The 22,310-nt window shown below is 38.4% G+C and carries 17 protein-coding genes and 1 pseudogene; 11 read left to right on the top strand and 7 right to left on the bottom strand.

What is annotated here, in order from left to right:
• Nucleotides 1-332: hypothetical protein (locus tag LO761_RS08120; RefSeq protein ID WP_272817792.1), on the top strand; the 332-nt coding region annotated here is incomplete at its 5' end.
• Here the strand turns inward: LO761_RS08120 and LO761_RS08125 are convergent.
• The 6 genes from LO761_RS08125 to LO761_RS08150 are packed head-to-tail and all read right to left on the bottom strand — an operon-like array spanning nt 315 to nt 7,019.
• Nucleotides 315-2,441, bottom strand: a complete 2,127-nt coding sequence (locus tag LO761_RS08125; RefSeq protein ID WP_272817793.1) for a S46 family peptidase — start codon at nt 2,439-2,441, stop codon at nt 315-317. The genes LO761_RS08120 and LO761_RS08125 overlap by 18 nt on opposite strands.
• 12 nt (nt 2,442-2,453) lie before the next feature.
• Entirely contained in the window at nt 2,454-3,893 is a 1,440-nt protein-coding gene (locus tag LO761_RS08130; protein ID WP_272817794.1) for a lipopolysaccharide biosynthesis protein, read from the bottom strand.
• A gap of 2 nt (nt 3,894-3,895) precedes the next feature.
• On the bottom strand, nt 3,896-4,927 hold the full coding sequence (ruvB, locus tag LO761_RS08135; RefSeq protein ID WP_272817795.1) for a Holliday junction branch migration DNA helicase RuvB: 1,032 nt from the start codon (nt 4,925-4,927) through the stop codon (nt 3,896-3,898).
• A 3-nt stretch (nt 4,928-4,930) separates the two neighbouring features.
• A complete protein-coding gene (locus LO761_RS08140; protein WP_272817796.1) occupies nt 4,931-5,854 on the bottom strand; it encodes a carbohydrate kinase family protein in 924 nt (307 codons plus the stop codon).
• Between the two features lie 8 nt (nt 5,855-5,862).
• On the bottom strand, nt 5,863-6,471 hold the full coding sequence (locus LO761_RS08145) for an SIS domain-containing protein (protein ID WP_272817850.1): 609 nt from the start codon (nt 6,469-6,471) through the stop codon (nt 5,863-5,865).
• A gap of 14 nt (nt 6,472-6,485) precedes the next feature.
• Nucleotides 6,486-7,019 (bottom strand): LOG family protein, encoded by a 534-nt coding sequence (locus LO761_RS08150; protein WP_272817797.1) that lies wholly within the window; start codon nt 7,017-7,019, stop codon nt 6,486-6,488.
• 105 nt (nt 7,020-7,124) lie between these two features.
• On the opposite strand from LO761_RS08150, the gene LO761_RS08155 reads away from it, so the two are divergent.
• From LO761_RS08155 to LO761_RS08175, 5 genes and pseudogenes are all read left to right on the top strand, one after another.
• A complete protein-coding gene (locus LO761_RS08155; protein ID WP_272817798.1) occupies nt 7,125-8,351 on the top strand; it encodes a M16 family metallopeptidase in 1,227 nt (408 codons plus the stop codon).
• 40 nt (nt 8,352-8,391) lie between these two features.
• On the top strand, nt 8,392-9,762 hold the full coding sequence (locus tag LO761_RS08160) for a glycoside hydrolase family 27 protein (protein WP_272817799.1): 1,371 nt from the start codon (nt 8,392-8,394) through the stop codon (nt 9,760-9,762).
• 758 nt (nt 9,763-10,520) lie between these two features.
• On the top strand, nt 10,521-13,808 hold the full coding sequence (locus LO761_RS08165; protein WP_272817800.1) for a SusC/RagA family TonB-linked outer membrane protein: 3,288 nt from the start codon (nt 10,521-10,523) through the stop codon (nt 13,806-13,808).
• 18 nt (nt 13,809-13,826) lie between these two features.
• Entirely contained in the window at nt 13,827-15,611 is a 1,785-nt protein-coding gene (locus LO761_RS08170; RefSeq protein ID WP_272817801.1) for a RagB/SusD family nutrient uptake outer membrane protein, read from the top strand.
• A gap of 196 nt (nt 15,612-15,807) precedes the next feature.
• Nucleotides 15,808-16,044, top strand: a pseudogene (locus LO761_RS08175) (IS982 family transposase); the annotation flags it as partial.
• On the opposite strand, the gene LO761_RS08180 reads toward LO761_RS08175, so the two are convergent.
• Complete coding sequence (locus tag LO761_RS08180; protein ID WP_272817802.1) at nt 15,940-16,740, bottom strand: DUF4372 domain-containing protein; 801 nt, start codon at nt 16,738-16,740, stop codon at nt 15,940-15,942. The pseudogene LO761_RS08175 and the gene LO761_RS08180 overlap by 105 nt on opposite strands.
• A 376-nt stretch (nt 16,741-17,116) precedes the next feature.
• On the opposite strand from LO761_RS08180, the gene LO761_RS08185 reads away from it, so the two are divergent.
• The 5 genes from LO761_RS08185 (at nt 17,117) to LO761_RS08205 (ending at nt 22,302) form a co-directional block, all read left to right on the top strand.
• On the top strand, nt 17,117-17,530 hold the full coding sequence (locus LO761_RS08185; protein ID WP_272817803.1) for a DUF6249 domain-containing protein: 414 nt from the start codon (nt 17,117-17,119) through the stop codon (nt 17,528-17,530).
• Between the two features lie 3 nt (nt 17,531-17,533).
• Entirely contained in the window at nt 17,534-18,109 is a 576-nt protein-coding gene (locus tag LO761_RS08190) for an RNA polymerase sigma factor (protein ID WP_272817804.1), read from the top strand.
• The gene (locus LO761_RS08195) at nt 18,109-18,507 is read left to right on the top strand and encodes a hypothetical protein (RefSeq protein WP_272817805.1); all 399 of its coding nucleotides are present in this window, start codon (nt 18,109-18,111) and stop codon (nt 18,505-18,507) included. Before LO761_RS08190 ends, LO761_RS08195 begins: the two co-directional genes overlap by 1 nt.
• A 362-nt stretch (nt 18,508-18,869) precedes the next feature.
• Nucleotides 18,870-19,403 carry an NUDIX hydrolase gene (locus LO761_RS08200; RefSeq protein ID WP_272817806.1) on the top strand — a complete coding sequence of 178 codons (534 nt, stop codon included), beginning with the start codon at nt 18,870-18,872 and terminating at the stop codon, nt 19,401-19,403.
• Between the two features lie 10 nt (nt 19,404-19,413).
• A complete protein-coding gene (locus LO761_RS08205; protein WP_272817807.1) occupies nt 19,414-22,302 on the top strand; it encodes a tetratricopeptide repeat protein in 2,889 nt (962 codons plus the stop codon).
• Nucleotides 22,303-22,310 lie beyond the last annotated feature (8 nt).

The following is a 22,310-nucleotide window of genomic DNA, read 5'->3' on the forward strand; positions in this document are numbered from 1 at the left end:
GACCGGTTCCGTTGCTACCTGGCCCCAGATTTTTTTCTTATCTGAATATCAAAATACACCTCGGCCTTGTCGATCATCATGTCGCGGGCTTTGGTTTCCAACTTGGAAAAGGACAATGCCTTTTCCAACTCCCTGATGCGCTTCTTCTGCGCCTTGATCTCCTGACGGTAATCGTCTTTGCTACGGTTTGCCATAGCGTTCTCGGATGGTTCTGCAGGCAAAGATACCGAATTTTCTTCTGTTTCGTATTGATGAAGCCATCTCAGAAACAAACTTTGCTATATCCGATTTTAATGGATAGTCATATTATCTTATTAGTTCATAAGTTTTAATTCTTTAATCAGTCGGGTATCTTTAGCATACTTATCAATCATATAAAGTACATAGCGAATATCCACTCCAATACAACGTTGCAAATTTGGCTCGAATACCAAATCACCGCTCATTGCTTCCCAGTTTCCATCGAAAGCCAAGCCGATAAGCTCACCTTTTCCGTTGAACATTCCACTTCCTGAGTTTCCTCCGGTGATATCATTATCCGAAATGAAACAGACATTCATGTCCCCATTGGTGCCGTAGCTTCCGAAGTCGCGTTTCTTCAAATTATCAAGTAATGTATCGAGAACTTCATAATCAGCATTTTCATCCGCTTCTTTCTGTTTCTCAAAGATGCCTTTAGTCGTGGTGAAGAAGTCATTATGCACGCCATCCTTCGGGTTGTAACCTCCTACCATACCAAAGCTCAAACGCATAGTTGAATTGGCATCCGGATAAAAATCTTTAGCCGATTCCATAGCGCGAAGAGCGTTGGTCAGCAGGCGTTCATCCTTTTTGATAGTTTCTTTATACTCTGCCATTTCACTATTAATCTTCATATATTCGCCAATCACTTCAATAGCCAGTTCTCCGACCGGATCATTTACCAGAACAAAAGTAGTATCTGCGCTGAAGAAACGATCTAATGCACGAGTAGAAGTAAAGTCGGAGTTACTGTACAGATAGTCGGCAAATGCTTGAGTATTGCCATTATATTTCTCATCGATATCCTTATATAAAGGAAGCAGATACGCGGTATCTACGTTAGCTTTATACTTGTCAGCTAAAGCAATAAATAGTTTCTTATCTGTTTCCAAATCGTAATCCTTATATATATTGTTTATCTGATTCCTGAAATGAGCACGTTCTTCATCGGTTGAACCTTCATTGTCAAACATCATCATTTGTAGAGCTGTAGTAATAATTTCCGGTCCGTTAAGATAAGTCTCTACTAAATACGTATTTGCATTTTTAAGCGTCTTTCGCTCTTCATAACTTTGTTCCAACTCTTTGAATATCGGTTTATATTCTGCACGATTTTCTTTCTTCTCATCAATCCATTTCTGAATTGAAGTTTCTATAGCTTGTTTCTTTTCTATTACGCTTAACTCTTTGATTGCCTTATTCATTCCGATGCTGTTTTTCCAGTAGTTAGAACTGTTGGCAAACTTTGAAGAGTACATAATACGCATTTTGTCACTGCTTTCCATAGCCTTCTTTAAAATGTCCAGCTTTACGGTTCGTACATCAATCATCGCCATGTTGTCTCGGACGCGCTCTTCCACTCCGTATGAAGAGAGGTAACGACTGGTTGAACCGGGGTATCCCATGGTCATACAGAACGATCCTTGCTGATATCCTTTTAAAGAAACAGGCGCATAATAAGTCGGGCGATAAGGAACATTGTCTTCTGAGTAGTTGCTTGGCTCATTATTTTTATTTGCATAAATACGGAATACGGAAAAGTCGCAAGTGTGTCGCGGCCACATCCAGTTATCGGTATCTCCGCCAAATTTTCCAGCAGACGAAGGAGGTGCGAAAACCAAACGAACATCATTGAAGTCTTTGTAAACAGCTAAATAGTATTCGCTACCACCATAGAACGGACTGACTTTTGCTCTCAGTGTTGAGTCCGACTGTAGAGCTTCATTTGTGATGATCTGAGAGATAGAATCAACCAATACAGTGCGACGAGCCTCATCAACACCTTTTGGTAAGACACCCAATACTCTGTTCGTTACATCTTCCGAACGGACTAAGAAGCTGATAAACAGGTCAGGGTTCGGTAATTCTTCTTTGAAAGATCGGGCAGCGAATCCATATTTTAAATAGTCGTGTTCTACTGAGCTATGTTCCTGAATGCTCCCGAATCCACAATGGTGATTAGTGAAAATCAATCCATCCGGAGAAACAACGACACCGGAACAGAAGCCTCCACCTAAGCTGACGATGGCATTACATAAACTTGTTCCGTTCGGATTATACAATTGCTCCGGAGTCATCTCAAGTCCTAACTCTTTCATAAGTTGTCTGGTTTCAGGAGTTATAACTCCCGGGAGCCACATTCCTTCGTGTCCGTACACAAAGAGAGGTAAGAACATTAACAATACAAGTAATTTCTTCATTTTAATATGTTTTTATTTGACAAAGCGATTGATAAAAGGGATAGCCTTCAATGGCAGATCCTTTTTTATGATGTAAGCGACGAATACAAATAGTAGAACTGTTCTGACAGTTAGTACAAGAATGGAATTCTCGAACGGCAGATTCATCGCAATTAGATATAGTATGATGGCAAGCAATACGTATGTCCCTATATTTTTTAGATCATAATTGATAGGGAATTTCTTTTGTCCTATGAAATACGAAAGCAACATGGCAACAGCGTATCCGGTAAAGCCAGCCCATGCACAAGCTATATATCCGTAGATAGGGACAAATATAACGTTGATGGCAATTAATACGAAACATCCGGCAAATGAGAAGTAAGCTCCCCATTTTGTTTGGTCAATTAGTTTATACCAAAAAGAGAGATTAAAGTAAACACCCATGAAAATCTCAGCGGCCATGACTATTGGAACGACTTTTAAGCCCTCCCAGTAATCCGGTTGCAGAATGTATTTCAAGATATCCAGATAAAACATGACAGCGAGGAACGCAAGTAATGTAAAGATAATGAAATACTTCATGCCTTGCGCATAAGTTTCTTTACTGTCTTTATCTTTACTCTTGCCGAAAACAAAAGGCTCGTAAGCATATCGGAATGCTTGAGTGAGCATAGCCATTATCATGGCTATTTTACTACAGGCTCCATAGATAGCTAATTGAGACTTGGCACTTTCCGCGTCCGGATAGACATGACGGAAGATGATTTTATCGGCCACTTGATTTAAAATTCCGGCTATGCCTAATATTAATATAGGATAGCTATAATTTAGCATTCGCTTAGCTAAGTGTCTGTTAAATCCGCCGCGGAATTTCAATGTTGGGATTAGCAGAAGTCCGATGAAAGAAGTACAAATCAGGTTGAACAGAAAAGCGTAGAATACGTCATTTCCTTTCATAAATACATAATAAGTTAGGTTAAGCGCAATATTCAAGATGATGAATAACAACTTCAGTAAAGCAAATTTCAAAGCCTGACGTTTATATCGTAAGTAAGCGAAAGGAATACATTGAAAAGCATCTTGAGCGACAACAAATACCATCATTCCAATATACCAAGGATGATCGGCATATCCCATAACCGAAGCAATAGGACGCAGAAGAAGTATGCAAATAATGGCAAAGAACAAAGAGGTAGTACCTACCATCTTCAGCACGGTAGAGTAAACAATTGCAGGATTTTCCGCTTCTTTATTAACGAATCGGAAGAAAGTGGTTTCCATACCATAAGTAAGAATTACCATTAACAAAGCAGTCCATGCATATACTTCAGTGACAATACCATATCCTCCTGAGGACGCTGACATAGCCATGGCATAAATAGGTACCAGCAGATAGTTTAGGAATCTGCCGATTATACTACTCAATCCATAAATGGCTGTATCTTTCGCCAGCGATTTTAACTCTGCCATCTTTAATCATCAAACAACGTCCTTTCACGTTGAGTCATTCTGTTTCTTCCTAAATGATTATAAGCCAAATCGGTTACTTCGCGACCTCTTGGTGTTCGCTTTAAAAACCCTTCTTTAATAAGGAAAGGTTCGTATACCTCCTCTACAGTTCCGGCATCTTCGCTTAAAGCTGTCGCTATGGTTGAGATTCCCACAGGTCCACCATTAAATTTATCGATGATGGTTAACAGAATCTTATTATCTACCTGATCTAATCCATAACGATCAATATTTAATGCCTCTAATGCAAAACAAGCAATTTCCACGTCAATTTTCCCAGATCCTTTTACTTGCGCGAAGTCTCGTACCCTACGGAGTAAAGCATTGGCTACACGAGGTGTTCCTCTACTTCGAGAGGCTATTTCTGCGGCAGCGTTGTCTTCACACGGTATATTCAAAATCTTTGCTGAACGAAGAATTATTTTTTTCAAAACATCATCGTCGTAGTATTCCAAATGCAAGTTAATACCAAAACGGGCACGTAATGGAGATGTCAGCAAGCCGCTTCGGGTTGTTGCTCCAATCAGTGTAAACGGATTTAACTCCAATTGAATGCTACGGGCCGATGGACCCTTGTCTATCATGATATCAATACGATAATCTTCCATCGCTGAGTAAAGGTATTCTTCGACAACCGGACTTAATCGATGTATTTCATCAATGAAAAGTACATCATTAGGCTCCAGACTGGTAAGTACACCGGCTAAGTCGCCCGGTTTATCTAATACCGGACCTGAAGTCACTTTGAATCCTACACCTAATTCATTGGCAATGATTTGGCTTAATGTCGTCTTTCCTAATCCAGGAGGTCCATGTAATAAGGTATGATCAAGAGGTTCACCTCTCAGTTTGGCAGCTTCCACAAAAATACGCAGATTTGCCACCACCTTATCTTGTCCGCTGAAATCTCCAAAACTCAGCGGCCGTAAGGCGTTCTCAAAATCTCGTTCATTCTTTGAGAGTTGTTCTTCTCGTATGTCAAATTTATCTTCCATTCTTTATTTATCGTAGCTTAAAGCGAACTCTTTTGAGATAGAGTTGCTTAAACTTTTGCAAACTTCAGCACTAAAGTCTTTTCCGTACTGAATAATCTTATCCCAATCTTCAATAGTCAGATTGGGTAAATCTTTTTTCCGAATGTCATCTTTCAATATCCCGTAGATGACGCCTGCGTTAAAATTGTCTCCGGCACCGATAGTGCTTACTGCGTCAATATGCTCTAACGGATAATCTTTTTGAATCTTTCCGGCGAACAGTCGGATTGGCTCTGATCCCTGTGTATATATAAAATAAGGAGTATAGAATTCTGTTTTTTGTTTATAGGCTTGCTTACCGTCATTTAAATTGAACATCGTTTGGAAGTCTTCTTTTGAACCTCGTATGATATCCGCATACTCAAAATTCTCTATCACTGCAGGCATCAACTTAATGGCTTCTCCTTTATGGCTGCTTCTGAAATTCACGTCGTAGTAGATGATTGCACCTTTATTACATGCGATATCTAATATTGCTTTTATTTTGTCACGGAGAATTGGAGTTACAGCGTAATAGGATCCTATTATCAGAATATCATCACTGGTGATGTCGGGGGCGTTTATGTCGAGTCGTAACTTTGGATAGTCACGATAAAACTGATATCGCGCATTGTTGTGTTCATCCAAAAAAGCTAATGAGACAGGAGATTTTCCTTCTTGGAATATGTTTACCATATTTGTGCTTACGCCATTCTCTTTCATGAAATTGAGAATCATTGTCCCTATCCGATCGCTCCCTACTTCACTGATGAAACTAACATTTACTCCTAACCTTCCTAAAGAAATAATGCCATTAAACACAGAACCTCCTGGTACGGAAGCTGTTGGTTGATTGTCTTTAAAAAGAATGTCTAATATTGTTTCCCCAACACCAATAACCTTTCGCATGTCTTTCTCTATTTATCATTGGAAAGGGCTCTGGCTTTCTTTCCCAAGTAACCACCATGATGACGTTTGCTATAGTCCTCGATGGTAAAGCCTGTCCGTTTCATTGTTTCAACAACTAATATATCGCCGATGACAGTCATGACAGTAGTCGAAGTTGTAGGTGTCATACCCAATGTACAGACTTCATCCGGATGACCGGTATAAATACAGATATCTGATTCTTTTGCCAATGGACTATCCGGATTTCCTGTAATGACAATATACCTTAATGCAGGATTTAGCACATGGGCCAGTTGAGTCAGTTCAACTATTTCACGAGTTTTCCCGGAGTTGGAAATTAACAACATTAGGTCGTTTTCCTGTAGAATACCAAGATCACCGTGTTGGGCTTCACTTGGATGCAGAAAAACGGAAGGGATGCCTGTTGAGCAAAAGGTTGTTGCAATATTCATAGCTATCTGACCGGCTTTACCCATACCGGTTGTAACCAATTTACCTTTCTTGTGATGGACTTGTTCCACTATCAAGTTGACAGCTTTTTCATAACTGTCGGTTATTGGAATATTCTTTATTGCTTCCGATTCTTTCTTCAGCAGTTCATGAATAGAATTAATAATCAGTTCCATTCCTCTTATTTTAAAAGTTCAGTTAGTTCATTTATATTATTGGCTACAACAAAATAATTGTTTAGTGGATGATGAGCAAAATGTTGTTTCTCCAGTCCGCTTAAAAAATCAATAATGCCTTGCCAAAATCCATCTATATTAAAAAAGACGATTTTCTTATGGTGATAGTCCAAAGAAGCTGCAGCCATTACATGAAACACTTCATCCAGTGTACCGATACCTCCGGGCAATGCAACCAATACATCCGACTTCTGTAGCAAAATGTCTTTTCTGTCGGTCAATGTCTTACATGGAATCATCTCGTCCAAAATAGCACTTGCTTTGCCCAATTCCAAGATACGGGTAGGCACTACTCCGATAATGCGTGAACCATATTGTTTTGCCACTCTTGAGACACAATCCATCAATCCTACATTGGCTCCACCATAAACTAATGTCTTTTTATGTTCACCCATCCATTTTCCGAATTCGTCAGCACATTTATAATACTTCGGATCGATATTGTTAGATGCCGAACAAAAAATACCTATACTCTGCATATCTCGTTTTGTTTGTTGTACAAATATAGGTCATTTATCCGTATTTTTAATGAAAGAGATGAACTTTTGTTGTAATTTTGTCGAATAATATGAATTGTTAAGGAAATGGCTTTTCAAACAGAGACATTGTCAAACGGACTGCGAATCATCCATGTACCAACAGGCTCACCTGTTACTTATTGTGGTTTCGCAACAAATGTCGGAACGCGAGACGAACAGGATGATCAGCAAGGTATGGCTCATTTTGTGGAGCATAATATTTTTAAGGGAACTCATAAGCGGCGTGCCTGGCATATTCTGAACCGTATGGAGAATGTAGGTGGAAACTTGGACGCGTTCACCGGAAAGGAAGAGACCATTGTTTACATTGACTGCTTGAAAGAAGATTTTTATAGGGCTGCGGAATTATTGACGGATATTGTATTTCACAGTATCTTTCCACAAGCAGAGATTGATAAGGAAGTGGAAGTTATTATTGATGAAATTCAGAGTTATGAGGATAGCCCGTCGGAACTGATATATGATGATATAGAGAATATGCTTTTTAAAGGACATTCTCTCGGAAGGAATATTTTAGGAAAGCCGGAATTGCTTCGTCATTTTAAAACAGCAGATGCTTTAGTGTTTACAAAAAAATTCTATCATCCGGAAAACATGGTATTCTTTGTTCAAGGAAATCATAAATTCAAACGTATTGTTAGTTTGTTGGACAAGTTAACTTCAGACTTGCCTAAGTCGCCTTTTACTTATCAGCGAATACCTATTTTGCCTTATCATCCTCAACGTGTTATGCTTCAAAAGAATACTCATCAGGATCACGTAATGATTGGCTGTCGAGGATATGGAGCTAAAGAGAAAAAGCAAAGCGTACTTTATCTGTTGAATAATATCTTGGGTGGACCGGGAATGAACAGTCGGCTGAATGTTTCACTTCGTGAACGTCATGGCTTGGTTTATACGGTGGAGGCTAATATTACCGCTTATACCGATACGGGGGTATTCTCCATCTATTTCGGTTGTGACAGGAAAGATACAGACCGGTGCTTGGAGTTAACAAAGAAAGAACTTAAAAAGTTGAAAGAAAATAAATTGACTACGCTTCAACTGGATGCTGCCAAGAAACAGCTAATAGGACAGTTAGGTGTTGCAGGAGATAATTTTGAGAATAACGCTTTGGAAATGGGAAAGATCTTCTTACATTATAACCGGTATGATGAGCCGGAAGAAATTTACGACCGTATCCGGGCGATCACTGCTAAAGAGATTCAAGAGGTGGCAAACGAAAAATTTGATGAAAGCTATCTTTCTTTCCTTATATATAAAGGAGAATAGATAGCATACAACCTGTAAAAAAACTTTAACTTATAATAATATGAAAAACGAAACGTTAGCTTTATTATGTTTTTCTGCAATATTGATTTCTTGCGGGCAGAAAAAGCAAAATCAAACTTCTATCTTTAAAGAAGGAGAATTTAAAGAATGGACTCAAACTCCTCCGATGGGATGGAACAGCTGGGATTGTTATGGCCCCACGGTTATGGAGAACGAAGTAAAGTCAAATGCCGATTATATGGCAACTAATTTGAAAGAGTATGGTTGGGAATATGTTGTAGTTGATATTCGTTGGTTTGTGGAAAATGATAAAGCGGGTGGTTATAATCAGGACGATCCACGCTATGTACTCGATGAATTCGGCCGTTATCAGCCGGCTGTCAACCGTTTCCCTTCTTCTAAAGGTGGGAAAGGATTTAAAGTATTAGCCGATTATGTTCATTCTAAAGGGCTGAAGTTTGGTATTCATATTATGCGTGGCATCCCAAAGAAAGCTGTTGAGCAAAAACTTCCGATAAAAGGAACGAAAAATATTACGGCCAATCAGATTTATTCTCCTGATAATCAGTGTGAATGGTTAAAAGATAACTATACGGTGGTTGCTTCTAAACCGGGTGCTCAGGAGTATTACAATTCTATATTTAGTATGTATGCCGATTGGGGTGTCGACTTTGTGAAGATTGATGATATTTCCCGTCCGTATCATAAGGATGAAATTGAATTGGTTCGTCATGCGATTGATCAATGCGGACGTCCCATCGTTTTAAGTCTTTCTCCAGGAAAGACTCCGATTTCGGAAGCACGACATGTCAGTAACCATGCGAATATGTGGCGTATGGTGGATGATGTCTGGGATGTATGGAAAGATATTCCGAACTTAATGAAGGTTGCAGAGGATTGGTTCCCGAACAACTTTAAAGGAGCTTGGCCGGATTGTGATATGATTCCGTTGGGGCATATTTCTATCCGTGGTGAACGTGGTGAGGATCGTATGACCCGACTTACAAAAGATGAGCAATATACGCTTATGACGCTTTTTACCATTGTTCGTTCCCCGTTGATGTATGGAGGTGATTTGGGCACAATGGATGATTTTACGCTTTCATTGCTCACCAACAAAGAAATTTTAAGAATGCATCGTGACGCAAAGGTAACAAGTTATGAAGTAGAAGGTGATTCAAAATATATCATTTCATCGGTCAATCAGGAAACAGGAGAATGCTATCTTGCGTTTTTTAATTTAGATGATGACAAAGATGTTGACTTTACTCCCGACTTAGCACAATATGGGGTTATTAACTCTATGCAATGCGTTAATCTGTGGACAGGTGAGAAAGTGGAGTATGGTAAAGCATTGGTAGTAACATTAAAGCCGCATAGTTCTGTTTTATATAAGTTTCAAAAGCAGTAAATCTTTTATTAAGATAGCAAATCTTAACCGATGAATCATCATAATATTCTAATATAATAGATTGATAATCAAATAAATGTTGTAGCGGATACACGAAGACTTACTCGGTAATGAGGATAAGTCATAAAAGTGATACGGACGAGCTGCTAAAATGATGCGGATGAGTTACTCAGTTCATGCGGACGAGTTGATCGATTCATGCGGATGAGTTGAGCAACTCATACGTATGAGTTAGATGATTTATACGGATCACTTTGCCGGTTTATCTGTATCTCTTTTTAAAGAGGTCTTGATTGAGGTTTTGTCTCAACAATATCGCACAAGTGAGCTTTATAATTTGAATATAACTTTTCTATCATCGTTTCTGATATTTGTATTTTCATCGCATTTAAAGATTTGATTTTCATAAACTTAATTATCATATATATATTAAGAGATATTGGAAATTATGAAAGGCTATTTTATGATTTTTATTTATTATGGGTTAAAAAACTTGTTTTATTTGTTGAATAGGAAAAAAATAAAAAAGATCTTGATATTTAGAAAAGTTCCTGTATTTTTGTGAAAATATGTAGTGTGAGTGAATACTTATATATTGCTTAAGTATAAATAAGAACAGCTAAAGTCATGTTTTACAAAAGATTGACTTTTAAGGAAAGAAAGGGTTCTGATCGGGTGGGATGAAGCTAATACTTGTATGTCGTTAAAAAAAATTAAGGTAGTATAATGATTAAATTATTAATTATTTGAGCGAAGTTATGAGAAAAAAGACGTTGTTAGGTAAGTCCACCCTAAGAACAAAGAAATGGACATCTAATTTTGTGAGAGTTTCATTCTTAATGGCTCTCGTTTGCTTTGCACAACACCCAGTTTATGCAGAGAAATTTGATAGCACTCCTGAGGGGGTTAATCTTACTCAGCAAACCAAGAAAAGAGTAACCGGTCGTGTTGTTGATAGTAATGGCGAAGCAGTTATTGGCGCAAGTATCCTTGAAAAAGGAACATCTAACGGAACAATTACCGATTACGATGGAAACTTCTCTTTGGAAGTACATGGCAATGCTACATTAGAGGTATCTTTCGTAGGTTATAAGACCCAGCAAATAGGAGTCAGTGGTAAAACTGCGTTAAATATAACTCTTGTAGAAGACTCTGAATCTTTGGAAGAGGTTGTAGTCGTTGGTTATGCTGTTCAGAAGAAAGCTAATCTGTCCGGTGCCGTTGCAACTGCCGATACCAAGAAATTGGATGACCGTCCTATTTCAAATGTCGGTATAGCATTGCAAGGTGCTGTTGCCAACTTAAACATTGATCCAACTTCTGGTGACCCTAATGATTTACCTTCATTTAATATTCGTGGTTTTACATCTATCAACGGAGGTTCTCCTTTGGTTGTTATTGATGGCGTGATTTCAGATGCTACCGAATTGAACCATTTGAATCCGGCCGACATTGAGAATATTTCTGTCTTGAAAGATGCTGCTTCATCTGCTATTTATGGTTCTCGTGCTGCTTACGGTGTTATTTTGGTTACTACTAAGACAGGTAAGTCAGAAAAGGTTACTGTCAACTATAATGGTAATATTGATTTCCGAGGATTGACTGTCACTCCGGAATACCTTTCCGATGTAAATGCATTCTTCCGTGATAGAAACCAAGCAGAGACAGGCAATCCGAATGCAGGTTCTTGGCCGACAGAAATGTTTGACGCAATTGCTGCATGGAAAGCAGATAAGAGCAAACCGAATTATTTTTATCATTCTGCATGGGACGAGTACTTTTACTTTGATTATTTTAATCCTGCTAAGACTTATATCAAGAACAATGCATTTACGCAGAATCATAATATTAATCTTTCCGGTAAGACTGAGCGAGTGAACTATTATGTTTCCGGTAACTATCAGAATCAAGATGGCATGATTAAGTATGGCAGAAATGATTATGCTCAATATAATACACGCGCTAAATTGGATATTCAAGTCACTCCTTGGTGGAAAGTTAGTACTAATACCAGTATGATATCTACTGAATATAAGACAAGTAGTTATTATTTGGATAAACATGATGATAAACGTAAAAATCAATGGGGGTATGGTACTGTTATTGAAAGTTTGCTTTCTGCAATTCAATTTGGTCCATATTATAAATGTCCGGAGAATGGAATCGTTTATGATTGGGCTACTCAAGTAGGTTACTTGGTTGATGGAGGTAATGCAAAGAAACATGATACGACGATTAATCAGCAGTTTTCTACTCGTATTGATTTTATCAAAGATGTTCTTTTCTTTAATGGGACATACAACTTTTCTCTTCAAAAAGTTGCTACTGATAAGGCGTATCTTCCTTTTGCAGGTACGGGTGGTTTTGATTCCGGCGGATGGATAAATCAGGAAGTCTCTTCAGCAAGTTCAACCAATGCTCGTGTGAGACATATCACATGGGATATGTATGGAACATTTCATAAGAAATTTACTAATTTGCATGACGTGACAGCAATAATTGGTTTCAATCAAGAATCGTATCGTTATAATTCACAGTATGGATTTCGTGATCATCTGATTACTACTTCCGTTCCTTCTTATAATTTGGCTTATGGAACTCAAACAGTAAATGAAGAAACTATTACTTGGGCATTGCGTGGTTTATATGGTCGTTTAGGTTATATCTTCAACGATAAATATATCGCTGAATTTAATTTCCGTCGTGATATGACTTCGCGGTTCCCACACGCCAGCCGTACCGTATTCAATCCTTCGGGATCTGTCGCATGGATTGTTTCAAATGAGGCTTTTTTCGAGCCATTGAAGAGTATTGTTGATCAGTTCAAGATTCGTGGATCTTATGGTCGTTTGGGTAATCAGGACGTTGACGCGTATGCTTATATCGCCACTATGTACGCTGGAACAAATACCGGCATTAATTTAGGAGGCTCTTATCCTATGTACGTAGGAACTCCGGGATTAGTTGCCGGTAATTTAACTTGGGAGAAGGTGACAACAGCCGATATAGGTATTGATTTAGCTTTCTTGAATAATCGTTTAACTTTCACGGGTGACATTTATCGTCGTGATACAAAAGATATGTTGACAACTCAAGCTCGTGATCTTCCTTCTGTTTTAGGTACAAGTGTTCCAAAAGAGAATGCGGCGAACTTAAAAACCATTGGTTGGGATGCTACGTTGGGCTGGAGAGATCAGTTTAACTTAGCTGGTAAGCCGTTCAATTACAATATTGATTTGAATATGTCTGACGCATGGGCGGAGATTACAAAAGTAGCCAATTCAACCGGTTCTTTGGATTCTTATTATGTAGGGCAGCGGATTGGTGAAATTTGGGGCTTAAACACCTTAGGGCTTTTTGCTTCTAATGAAGAAGCTGTCAACTGGGCAGATCAGTCTGAGCTTTTGTATCAAGCGGGTAAATATCCTCAATCAGCAGGTACTATAAAATGGGAGGATCGTAATGACGATGGCAAGATTACAAGAGGAGCATATACTTTAGATGATCATGGTGATTTATATAAAATAGGTAACTCATCTATTCGCTACCGTTTTGGTATCACGTTGGGAGCTCAATGGAACAACTTCGATGTTACTGCGTTTTTCCAAGGAGTTTTGAAACATCAATATTATCCTACATGGTATGACAGGTTCTTCTGGGGTATGTATAGTATTAGTTGGTATGCCGAGCCATTATCAAATTATACTGATCGTTGGACTGAAGAGAATCAGGATACAAGTAAATACTTCCCTAAATTATGTCAAGGCAATGCCCACTCTGAAACGAAAGAGTTAGGTGCTCCCCAGACTCGTTACTTGCAAAATGCTGCTTATATTCGACTGAAGAACTTACAGATAGGTTATACCATTCCTAAATCTGTTTTAGGTAAACTCCCTATTCAAAGAATTAGAGTTTACTACTCTGGAGAGAACTTGTTCACTTGTTCGGGCTTATATGATGGTTATAAAGCCGATCCTGAGAACTTGGGCTGGGAATATTACCCAATTCAGAAACATCATTCTTTTGGTGTTAATGTTACATTCTAACCAATAAAATTTAGGAAAATGAAAAAGATATATTTAATCATATTTGCTCTTACAGGCTTGTTGATGACAAGTTGTAATGATTCTTTCCTTGATCAGAAACCGGAAACTTCAATTACTGAAACAAGTTTCTTTAAGACTGACGCTGATTTGGAGTTGTATTCTAATGGTTTCTATCCATATTATTATGTGGGAACAAATACATCTGCTGCCATAGCGGATTCTCCGTCGGATAATGTTGTAGTTGGTAATACGACGGACGGTTTGTACAGGTTCATGTCCGGCGCTGTTAACGCGAATAATATTGGTAAATGGGATTGGAGTTCGATTCGTGTAGTTAATTTTATGATTGCGCGTATGGGTAATGCCTCTGGTGCTAAAGCTAATCATTATAAAGGCTTTGCACGTTTAACTCGTGCTATGTTTTATTATGATAAAGTCAGAACGTATTCTGATGTACCTTGGTATAGTCGCGATTTGCAGACAAATGATGATGACCTGCTTTATAAAACTCAAGACTCACGTGCAATGGTGGTCGATTCAATCGTCGCTGATTTGAATTATGCCATTGAGAACATGAAACCTGCCGGTGAGCTGGGGGATCATGTTCATATTTCTAAGGATGCAGCTATAGCTCTTAAGGCTCGTATCTGTTTGGAAGAGGCTTCTTGGCGCAAGTACCATGCCGAGCTTGGTTTAAGTGATGCTAATACTTATTATCAGTTTGCTATTGATGCATGCGAACAGTTAATGACTATGGGGTATTCTTTGTCTTCCGATTATGGCGGTTTCTTCCGTAATACTTCTCTTGCAGGTAATCCGGAAGCTATCCTTTATCGCGATTATGATAGAGGTATGGGCATCATGTGGTGGTACAGCGGAGGCTTTTCGGGTGGTAATTACGGAGCTTCAAAAGACTTGTTTGACTCTTATCTTTATTTGAAGGATAATGGTACTGCTATGCCTTATACTTCTGTTGACGGTTATAATGTTAAGTCATACGTAGAAGGATTTAAGAATCGCGACCCACGGTTAGGGGCAACATTTATTTATCCGGGATTTATTCGTCCGGGAAATGAAATTCCGTATGTTCAGTATATTAATCAGGTTGAAGGCTATAATCTTCAGAAATACGAGCCCATGAAAAATGGTGAGAATGTTTCGGGGTATGGTTCAGGTAATACGTGCTTTGGTGATATCTCCTTGTTCCGTTATGCGGAGATTCTTCTGATTTATGCTGAAGCCAAGGCAGAAATGGGAACTTTAGAACAGTCTGATTTGGATAAGACAATCAATTTGCTTCGTGTACGTGCAGGTATGCCTACGGCACAGCTTTCCGATTGGTTAAGTAATATAGATCCTGTATTGAAAGCAAAATATTCTAATGTAAGTTCTTCACAAGAAGGTGCTGTTCTCGAAGTTCGTCGTGAGCGTCGTGTTGAGCTGGCATTCGAAGGTTTTCGTAGGGCTGATTTGTTCAGATGGGCAATGGGTAAGACATTCGAGGATCAGGGTAAAGGAATTTATGTGGGTACTACATTCCCTGCGGAAATTGACTTGACCGGTGACGGAAAAGCTGATGTAGCTATTGTTTCTTCTCAGGCTGAAAAGGAAGCAGAAGTTGCTAAAGGATTAGCTGTTTACATTATTGATGTTGACGGCATTAATGTATCAACAGACGGATTTATAGAACCGACAGACAAAAAAGGTATATATACATTCGATACAAAATGTTACTATACTCCAATCAGTTCTCAGGATATGGTGGTTAATCCTAATTTGAAGCAAAATCCTAATTGGAACTAATTAGTTTTTGATTTATATTTTGAATCCCGACTCACAAAAGAGCTGGGATTCTTTTTTTTCTTACCTTAACATATCGGTCATAAAACTTAATTAACGTGAGTTCGATGAATTATAAGTACTTGTAAATTGGGTGATTAGCGAAATTTGTTGTAACTTTATAGTGTTAAAATCCAAAGAATTACAAACAAAAATCGCTATGATCACCGAGAACAAAGTTACTGAAATCTTTTGTATGGCAGACGATTTCTGTAAGTTTTTTGACGCTATGATGGCAACATATACCATAAAACCGGTTCACAAGAGGAAATATCATCGCTCTTCCACGATGTCAAAGGCAGAAATTATGCTGATAATGATTCTCTTTCATGATTCCGACTATCGCTGTCTGAAGCATTTCTATCTTGAGAAGGTATGCCTTCATCTTCGTAACATAGCACACGTCCTCTTCCGTCAGTCGTTGGAATTGGGCCATGTCAATGTATGCACGATCGATAGCCAGATTGGATCCTTTGGGCAGATGCACCTCCTTGAGCAGGTAATGGTCGTGCTTGGCCGCCGATGTGAGCTGTACAACCATCGGCAGCCCCACATGATACTTCATTATCGTATGCACTTTCATGCCCCCTTTCTTCTTTCCTGATTTCGGATGGCGTCCTACTCCCTTGAGGATGTTGTCAAAGAGAGTGATGGTGGTTGAATCCATCATGTACAACAGCTTTTCCCAGTCCTTCGGCTCGTGAGTCTGTCCTTTATGGCTCTTGGGAGGGCGACTGTCCGCTAAAAATTTGGCATACTTCTCCAACAGGTAGGAATATACCTTGGCGAAGTACTCCTGGGGACGGCGGATATTGGCTTCAGCAAGCGTGCTGAGGCGCACAAGATAGTCCATGCCAAGGTGCCGGAGTTTGTGGGCCTCAGCCTTCATCCCTATCTCCAGTTCACGCAGAGAATCAAAGTGTTTCAATATGCCGAAAAGCATAACAACCAAGTGCCGATACCCGTCGAAACGCTTCACATAAGCCTCACTTCCGGGAGTCTCGCGACTGATTTGCGTGATTTTCTCGCGATCAAGTAACTTTAACACCTGACTATAAACCGGCTCTCCGAAGAAATTGCTATCTTTGCTCATGATTATGCTTTTGTTGTTATGCTAAAAACAAAGATAATCAAAAGGGCTGATATCTCGTGAGAAATGTCAGCCCTAAATTTTATTTGTGAAAAGGTTTACCGGACAGCAATGATTTGATAGGAAACTTTCTCCTTTTCGTTATTGATGAAAGACTTTGTTCTTTCTTTTTTAGGTAGAAAGTTATTATTTATATTATTATTATATTCTTATTTAACTTGTTTGTAATTAGCGCAATGGTATCTTTTAATCTTTGTTTAATGTCTGAAGTGAAACCTAAGCAAAATACTTTTTTCAAAATATTTCTTTTTATCTGTACTATTTTCAATTTTGTGGTGTCTAAAGAGTAGAAATTAATAACAAATTTAAATTATAGATTATGAATGGGATTGTTGTATCTTTGAATCTCTTTATTATTTTTGGAACATTTTATTTAATAATCGAGCTTTTTGCTCGTCGTGGTGAACGGAAAATGCTTATCAGTAAGTTGTCGGAACTCTCTCCTGAGGATGCTAAGAAAATAGAAACTCCCTATTGGGGTGTTCGATTTGGAAAAGCTTTGGAATCAACTAAACGCAATTCGGCTTTTCGCTGGGGAATGGCCTTTTTAGGAATAGGACTCGGATTATTTATTGGTTTTTATCTGAATTACTATTATGACCCAGAGGATTATGAAACGAGGTCTGTTATTTACATGGCGTGTATGTGTGTGTTCGGTGGATTAGCTTTAATTTTGTCCTATTTCATTGAAAGGAAGTTAGAGATGAAAGAAACTGATAAAAAAGAAAATTAATCAATGAAAGTTGACGAACAGCAACTAATTAATCGCATCCTCGGTGGTCATACCGAGGATTACGCATATTTCCTTGATACCTATTCACGTGAAGTGTTCGCATTTGTAATGCGAATCGTGATACAGCAGGAAGATGCCGAAGAATTGACTCAGGATGCGTTCGTCAAAGCTTTTAATCACCTTGACTCTTTCGCCGGACAGTCGGCCTTTTCCACTTGGATTTGTCGTATAGCGTACAACTGTGCCATAAACTTCCTTCGGAGAAAACAGAAAAATCTGTTCAGTTACGATGAAGATGAAAAATGGCTTAATACTATTTCTGACAATTTGGTGGATGAAGCATTATTTACAGACAATGATGAGCGTATCGCTTTGCTGGAGGCTGCAATCGATAAGCTCCCTCCGGATGATAAAACACTCGTTACCTTATTTTATTATAAAGGTCGTTCGTTTAAAGAGATAGCTTATATTATGGGAATACCTTATGATGAAGTCGATAAAGTTGCAAACAAATTAGGAACACGCTTGTGTCGGATAAGGAAAAAATTATATGTACAGATTAAAGAGATGGAACGATAATGGAGAATAAGTATACAGAACAACCAATAAGGCAGTTTCGTGATCATGATATTGGATTGCGAAAAGCGTTGGAGCATGGCATGGAAAATGATACTGCGAAATATCCTACGAATCTGCCGTACTTTACTCTTCAACGCATAAAAGAAGAACGTAACGCAGCTGCTAAGCGTGCAGGGAGATGGGATGCTGTATTGGCAGGATTGGTTGTTATAATCGGATTAATTGCCATAGTTGTATTCTGTGGACCGGCATTGGTAAGCATGATAAAGGATATGCGGCAAGATATATTGTCTGAAGGAAGTAAGTCTTTTAATGGGGTGTTTTTCATTCTGACCGGCATCTGTTTTTGTTTCCTCTTCGGACTGAATGAATTCCTTAGAAGGCATTTCTATAAATAATTCTTTAGACAGAGATGTGTATGAAACATAAACAATGATATGGATTCAATGAGTTACAAGTATCTATCAATTGGATAACGGGTTCAGGTTGTTATACCATCAAAAGAACCCTAAAAGTGATACGTATAAACAAGTCGGCTCATCTATATGAGCTGGCAAATACTTCTGATGAATCAGGAAACCAAACCTATCCGCATCTCTTCCCACACTTCTATGTATCGTAGCAGCAGCTTATATGGTTGTGTTCTGATTAGTTTTATAAAACTCTCTATAATTAAGTTAAAACCCGATTCTATTTAGCTTAATAGATTGCATTTCTTTCTCTTTTTCTATAATTTTACCCGAAAAATATAGGTGATAGCATGCATCCTTTAGAGCTATTCAAATACTGTCCGGAATGCGGTTCTTCTCATTTTGAAGTACATAATGGCAAATCAAAAAGATGTGCCAATTGTGGCTTTACATATTATTTTAATCCGAGTTCTGCTACCGTAGCCTTTATATTTAACGATAAAGAGGAGCTTTTAGTGTGTCGGCGCGGGAAAGAACCGGCAAAAGGAACTCTTGACTTGTCCGGAGGTTTTATTGATATAGATGAAACGGGAGAAGAGGGAGTAGTTCGTGAAGTGAAGGAAGAAACCGGATTGGATGTGGTTGAGGCATCTTATCTATTTTCATATCCGAACCGCTATTTGTACTCAGGCTTTTTGGTTCATACGCTTGATATGTTCTTTCTTTGCAAGGTGAGTAAAGCAGAACATGTAGAAGCCATGGATGATGTTGCTGATTCTTTTTGGCTGCCACTTGATAAAATTCGGGTGGAAGATTTTGGTTTAGAATCGGTCAGAAAAGGTTTATCACGATTTTTAAAGGAATACAAGAAAAATCTTAAATAACCAATATAATATGAGAAAAAAAATTATCGGCTTCATATTGGCTGCTTGTCTTACTGTTCCGGTCTTTGCTCAGACAGATCTCGGAGGTGAGAATAGCTTCCAGCTGTTATTAAGAGAATATCGGTTGGGTACGCGGAATAGTGTAGCGGCTTGGGAAAAATATTTAGATCGTTATCCCGACTCCCGTCATGCTAATGAAGTACGTGCATATATAGGATCTACTTATTATAATATGGGAAAGTATCAAGAAGCGATAGCCGAATTAAAGAGTTGTGACATAGAAGCTTTGGCTGAAGAACAGCGTGATGAATCAATTATGCAACTTGCGAATGCTTATCTAAAAGAAGGTCATGTTCAGGATGCCAAGATTTGGTATACCATGTTGCAAGAAATTAGCTCAAAGCATCAGGATGATGCCACATATAATCTGGCTTACATTGCATACAATGAAAAGAATTATGATAAGGCTCTGAAAGGATTTCAACAGATACAAAAAACAAAGAGCTACCATGAAATAATACCTTATTATATAGGGCAGGTTCTGTTGGAGAAAGGAGATTACGCTCAAGCTCAATCGACAGCGGTCAACTATTTGCAGAACCATGCAGGTCAGAAAGATGAAGTTGAAATGAAGCGCATTTTGGGCGAGTCATACTTCGGACAAAATCAGTATCAGAAAGCTATTCCTTTGTTGGAGAAATATATGTTAAGTACGGATAATCCGCTTCGTAAGGCGTTATACGATTTGGGAATAAGTTATTTTTATACCGGAGCTAATTCAAAAGCAGCTTCTACATTGGGTGCTGTCACCCATGTGGATGATGCACTTACGCAGAATGCTTATATGAATATGGGATTAGCTTATTTGAACTTGAAAGAACGTAATCAGGCTCGTATGGCTTTTGAGCAAGCGTCTATAAAAAATTATGACCAGAATGTAAAAGAGCAGGCTTTATATAATTATGCCCTTAATATCCATGAGACTTCTTATTCTCCGTTTGCTGAGTCAGTGATCGTATTCGAACGTTTTCTGAATGAGTACCCGAATTCCCGGTATGCTGATAAAGTACGCGATTATCTAATAGAAATATATATGAATACCAAGAGTTATGACGCAGCATTGAATTCTATTGCAAAAATTAAACAACCGGGGGTGATGATTTTAGAAGCAAAGCAAAAATTGTTGTTTCAAAAGGGTACTCAATTGTTTGCAAATTCCGATTTTAATGATGCCATTCATTATTTTGATCAATCTCTCAGTCTTGGACAATATAATCAAGGAACTAAAGCGGATGCCTATTATTGGAAAGGAGAGTCGAATTACCGTTTGGAGAATTATACTCAGGCACGGAATGATTTTCAAAATTATCTAAGTAATGCTACAGATAAGAGCAGTGATGAGTATGGGCTTGCCTTATATAACATAGGATATACACAGTTCAAGCAGAAGAATTATTTAAATGCATTGGATTGGTTTACTCAATATGTTTCTCGTGGAGCGAAGAATGATAAAACGGTCCAAGCCGATGCTTATAATAGGATAGGAGATTGTAATTTCTATAATCGTCGATTCGAGACAGCTCGTCAGAATTACGACAGAGCAAGTGATATTGACCCATCATTAGGCGATTATTCCATATATCAGGAGGCATTTGTTCAAGGTTTGCAACGGAACTACCAACAGAAGATTCAGTCTTTGAACCGTCTGTTGAAAAATTATCCGGAGAGCCAGTACGTAGATGATGCATTGTATGAACAAGGTAGAGCATTTGTTCAGTTGGAAGATAATAAAAATGCGATTGATAGGTATCAGTTGTTGGCAAATAAGTTTCCGGACAGTAATCTGGCAGTCAGAGCAGCGAATGAGATAGGTTTGCTATATTATCAGGACGATAAGTATAATGAGGCTATTCAGGCATATAAGAATGTTATTTCAAAATATCCGGGTAGTGAAGAAGCTCGTTTGGCACAGCGTGATTTGAAATCTATCTATATTGATTTGAATAAAGTTGATGAGTATGCGCAGTATGCTTCTACTATTCCGGGGGGAGTAAATTTCGATATGAACGAACATGATTCCCTGACTTATGTAGCTGCCGAGCGCATGTACATGTCGGGTAGTACAAGTGAGGCAAAGGAGAGCTTCATCCGTTATTTGCAGACATTCCCGAGCGGAACTTTCAACTTAAATGCTAATTATTATCTTGGTCTTATTGATTATAATCAAAAAGATTACAGCAGTGCGTCCGAGCATTTTGATAAAGTACTGACTTATCCGAATAATAAATTCTTGGAAGATGCTATGCTGATGAACAGTGAGATAGCTTATAATGCGAAAAACTATGAGAAAGCACTTGATATTTATAAGCAATTGAAAGATAAAGCAACTACTGCAGAACATAGACAGAATGCTATGCTTGGAACTTTAAGAAGTGCTTCTATGTTAGCGAATAATGAAGAAACGATTTTAGCTGCTTCGGATATATTGGGTGATGCTAAAGTCTCACCAGATGTAGCTAACGAAGCATATTATAATCGTGCAAAAGCATACGTCTCTACGGAAATGGTTGAAAGGGCTTTAGCCGATTGGAAAAAGCTTTCAAAAGATACCCGTAATATATATGGCGCAGAGGCTAAATACCGCTTAGCTCAGGCATATTTTGACACGGGTAATACTTCGGAAGCAGAGAAAATAGTACTTGAATATATTAAGGAAAGTACTCCTCATGCATATTGGTTGGCAAGGAGTTTTGTACTTCTATCCGATGTGTATATGAAAATAGGTAAAGAACTGGATGCTAAACAGTATTTGCTGTCATTGCAGCAGAACTATAAAGAGAATGATGATATTCAGGAAATGATAAAAAGCCGATTAAAAAAAATGGACAACAAAAAGTAAAACTATAT

Source organism: Phocaeicola oris (assembly GCF_021295095.1).
In the GTDB taxonomy this organism is placed as follows: Bacteria; Bacteroidota; Bacteroidia; order Bacteroidales; family Bacteroidaceae; genus Phocaeicola; species Phocaeicola oris.

Excerpts from the sequence above, each read along its gene's own strand:
- LO761_RS08205 (WP_272817807.1), top strand. The coding sequence starts at position 19,414 with ATGAGAAAAAAAATTATCGGCTTCATATTGGCTGCTTGTCTTACTGTT.
- LO761_RS08125 (WP_272817793.1), bottom strand. The coding sequence starts at position 2,441 with ATGAAGAAATTACTTGTATTGTTAATGTTCTTACCTCTCTTTGTGTAC.
- LO761_RS08155 (WP_272817798.1), top strand. The coding sequence starts at position 7,125 with ATGGCTTTTCAAACAGAGACATTGTCAAACGGACTGCGAATCATCCAT.
- LO761_RS08185 (WP_272817803.1), top strand. The coding sequence starts at position 17,117 with ATGAATGGGATTGTTGTATCTTTGAATCTCTTTATTATTTTTGGAACA.
- LO761_RS08160 (WP_272817799.1), top strand. The coding sequence starts at position 8,392 with ATGAAAAACGAAACGTTAGCTTTATTATGTTTTTCTGCAATATTGATT.
- LO761_RS08140 (WP_272817796.1), bottom strand. The coding sequence starts at position 5,854 with ATGCGAAAGGTTATTGGTGTTGGGGAAACAATATTAGACATTCTTTTT.
- LO761_RS08190 (WP_272817804.1), top strand. The coding sequence starts at position 17,534 with ATGAAAGTTGACGAACAGCAACTAATTAATCGCATCCTCGGTGGTCAT.
- LO761_RS08200 (WP_272817806.1), top strand. The coding sequence starts at position 18,870 with ATGCATCCTTTAGAGCTATTCAAATACTGTCCGGAATGCGGTTCTTCT.
- LO761_RS08130 (WP_272817794.1), bottom strand. The coding sequence starts at position 3,893 with ATGGCAGAGTTAAAATCGCTGGCGAAAGATACAGCCATTTATGGATTG.
- LO761_RS08165 (WP_272817800.1), top strand. The coding sequence starts at position 10,521 with ATGAGAAAAAAGACGTTGTTAGGTAAGTCCACCCTAAGAACAAAGAAA.
- LO761_RS08195 (WP_272817805.1), top strand. The coding sequence starts at position 18,109 with ATGGAGAATAAGTATACAGAACAACCAATAAGGCAGTTTCGTGATCAT.
- LO761_RS08170 (WP_272817801.1), top strand. The coding sequence starts at position 13,827 with ATGAAAAAGATATATTTAATCATATTTGCTCTTACAGGCTTGTTGATG.
- ruvB (WP_272817795.1), bottom strand. The coding sequence starts at position 4,927 with ATGGAAGATAAATTTGACATACGAGAAGAACAACTCTCAAAGAATGAA.
- LO761_RS08180 (WP_272817802.1), bottom strand. The coding sequence starts at position 16,740 with ATGAGCAAAGATAGCAATTTCTTCGGAGAGCCGGTTTATAGTCAGGTG.
- LO761_RS08150 (WP_272817797.1), bottom strand. The coding sequence starts at position 7,019 with ATGCAGAGTATAGGTATTTTTTGTTCGGCATCTAACAATATCGATCCG.